Raw genomic sequence first — 1879 nt, 5'->3', positions numbered from 1 at the left:
ATGACCGCCTCATGCGGACGCGGGCCTGCGTGAGGTGGACTAAATTTCATAATGTGGAATGACGGAATTTTCGGCGGTTCCGGCTTGGAACCCCTTCATTTGCAACTAATTCGAGCATGCAAGCCCGGCCGGCTGAATGCAAGCATGGGGGCAGATAATCCGAGCACGCGCGCGGGCCGTCAGTTGCAGTCATTCCGAGCAGGAAACCGCGTCGATTGCAAGCACAGCCGGTTTCGAATGCAAGCAGCTACAGCTACAGCTACTGGGCGTTGGCGGATCAGGCTCGTCCTTTTGCTGGCCACTGCTGGCGCGCATGCAGCACGCGCAGGATCTCCACGTGCTTGTCCGTCACGCGATACACCATCAGGTAGTTTTCCGTCACTACGGCCTCGCGCGTGCCGCGCACGCGCCCTGGTCGAAACAGCGTTGGATTCGCCGGCAAGGCCTCGGCCTTCTGCTCGATCAGCTCGTCCAGCTCGAGCGCGGCCACGGGGTTGTCCTGGGCGATGTAATCCATGATGTCGGCGCGGTCCTCGCGCGCCCTCGGGTTCCAGTGCAGCGCCAGGGTCAAGCGTTACCCCCGCGCTTTGCGATCCGCTGCCGCAGCGCCGCGCGGCGCTCGGCAAAATCGGCCTTGACCTCGGCGTGCGGAAGGGAAGGGCGGGGGTCATCCAGCGCCTGCTGGACCTGCTCGCGGAACCACTTGTCATAGGCTCGCGCGGCGTGCGCCTCCTTGAGCGCGGCCGACCTGTCGGGCCGCGTAGTGCGCTCGGCCGACTCCGGATCGTAGCCGGCCGCGTCCACGTCGAAGCGGCTAATGCCCAGGTCGCGCAGGAAGGCCACCAGCGTTTCGAGCTTGCGGAACACGCGCACGTCGCCGCGCTTGGCCGACAGGAAACGCTCGGTCAGGCCGTACTTGGCAGCGATGGTCCAGCCGTTGCCGTGGCCGACGACATGCGCCGCGCGCACAGCGCCAGCTTCCACGAGCTGGGTAAGGGTCTTTTGATCGATGGTCTCGGTGGCCATGGGGAAACCTCCGTCAGCTCCGAAGTTGGCCAGCTCGCGCTGGCGATGGTCTTGGGTCACTTCTATTATTGTACACACCACCACTTTACTATACAGTGGGAGACGTGGAATTTTTGAACGGGCCGGCGATTGGGCATAAGGCCCGTTCTCGGTCACTTCTGGGCCGACCGCTTGGTGCAGTAAGGGGACCCGCGTCGTCCTTCTAGGCGAGGCAGCAAGATAGCGGAGCCGGTGCAAATTGCAACGGGCCCCCGAAGTTACTTCCGATAGCCAGGCCACATCGGGGGACTGCGGAATCGCCTCCCTCCCGGGCGCCTACGCTTGCCACTGGGGGCGCGTTTGCCTTGCAGGGCAAGGCAAAATTCGGTAGCATCTATTTGCTAGCGTATGAACGGAACGGCGAAAGCCGTGCGCTAACCCCGCCCCGTCAGGGGTCTGCACCCAAGCGTGCGGATAGCCAAGAGGCCCGATTAGCTGTTTGAACAAGGCTCCTGTTTCAGGAGCCTTGTTCATTTCTGGCCTTCCAGGGTTATCGCGGAGGCGCTTTGATCGGCTTGTTGTGAAGCGTGTTGTGCAGGATCACCTGCAACCGGATCGATTTTTTCTGCGGGCGGTTCTGGTGAGTCTTATCGCGCACATACGCACTCTGCACGTACAGGTTCAGCACTCCCCGCTCGGTCGCACGCGAGGCCGTGAAATAGACCTCGTATTGCTGCGCGACGCCAGCCTCGTCGACCAGCTCGATGACGAAAAAATTGCCCTTATCTCTGTACCAACGAAGAAAACCATTCTCATTGACTTGTGTCGATACACTGATTGGTCAGAGGGCCGGCAAGACCTTGCTGACGAAGTC

The 1879-nt window shown here is 61.6% G+C and carries 3 protein-coding genes; 1 reads left to right on the top strand and 2 read right to left on the bottom strand.

Annotated elements, in window-relative coordinates; genetic code table 11:
* Window positions 1–277 precede the first annotated feature (277 nt).
* Together A3A5_RS0119210 and A3A5_RS0119205 are read right to left on the bottom strand one after the other, a co-directional pair.
* Complete coding sequence (locus tag A3A5_RS0119210) at window positions 278–571, bottom strand: type II toxin-antitoxin system mRNA interferase toxin, RelE/StbE family (protein ID WP_018312156.1); 294 nt, start codon at window positions 569–571, stop codon at window positions 278–280.
* The gene (locus A3A5_RS0119205; RefSeq protein WP_018312155.1) at window positions 568–1026 is read right to left on the bottom strand and encodes a hypothetical protein; all 459 of its coding nucleotides are present in this window, start codon (window positions 1024–1026) and stop codon (window positions 568–570) included. Before A3A5_RS0119205 ends, A3A5_RS0119210 begins: the two co-directional genes overlap by 4 nt.
* A 478-nt stretch (window positions 1027–1504) precedes the next feature.
* On the opposite strand from A3A5_RS0119205, the gene A3A5_RS44955 reads away from it, so the two are divergent.
* Window positions 1505–1879: hypothetical protein (locus tag A3A5_RS44955; RefSeq protein WP_232431388.1), on the top strand; the 375-nt coding region annotated here is incomplete at its 3' end.

Source organism: Cupriavidus sp. UYPR2.512 (assembly GCF_000379565.1).
GTDB lineage: Bacteria > Pseudomonadota > Gammaproteobacteria > Burkholderiales > Burkholderiaceae > Cupriavidus.
The sequence above is the reverse complement of the archived record's forward strand: the minus strand, read 5'-3'. Positions and strand labels throughout refer to the sequence as shown.